This window comes from Candidatus Symbiopectobacterium sp. NZEC135 (assembly GCF_025962695.1).
Map to the genome: position 1 here is coordinate 1 of NZ_JAGFPF010001208.1, position 656 is coordinate 656.

1 protein-coding gene is annotated in these 656 nt (G+C 55.9%); it reads right to left on the reverse strand.

The features are described from left to right. Nucleotides 1-656 (reverse strand): apolipoprotein N-acyltransferase (gene lnt, locus J5224_RS33370; protein WP_264629180.1); only part of this gene is annotated, 656 nt, incomplete at both ends.

Consider the following 656-nt stretch of genomic DNA (forward strand, 5'->3'; position numbering starts at 1 on the left):
TTCCAACGGCACGAACTCACCAAACGGCACCAGATGGTTCTTGTTGTAGCGGTTAGCGCTGGGATAGCGGTACGGCTCGTTACCACCCAGCACGATAATGCTGTTGTAGAAGTCAACCTGCTCGTTTGTGCGACGGCGTGCATCCACAACCCCGGTGACCAGACTGCTGTTGTGCGCGCGCAGCAGGTCGTCGATCTGGTGCAGGTAGTCTTGCTGACGCGTCTCCACATCTGGGATAGCCGATTCTGGCCAGATAACGATTGGCGCTTTATCCAGATAAGGTTGCGTGGCGTCGCGGTAGATATTCAGAATCTGTTGCAGTGCATTCGGATCCCACTTTTGCGCTTGGGCAATATTGCCTTGCACCAGCGCAACGTTGACCGCGCGCTCGGGCTGAGGTGTGAACCAGTGGATAAATTTCAGCGGCCACGGGAGCACCAGTAACGCGATAGCGCAATAAAGAGGGAGGGTTTTGCGTCGTGCGGTACCAAAGACCAGCAGTCCGGCAATGATCACCAACAAGAGATTGATACCGTCAACCCCTAGCAGCGGTGCCAGGCCTTGCAGCGGCCCGTCAATCTGGCTATAGCCAAATTGTAGCCAGGGAAAGCCGGTGAGTACCCAACCGCGCAACCACTCAGTGAACTGCCACAGTA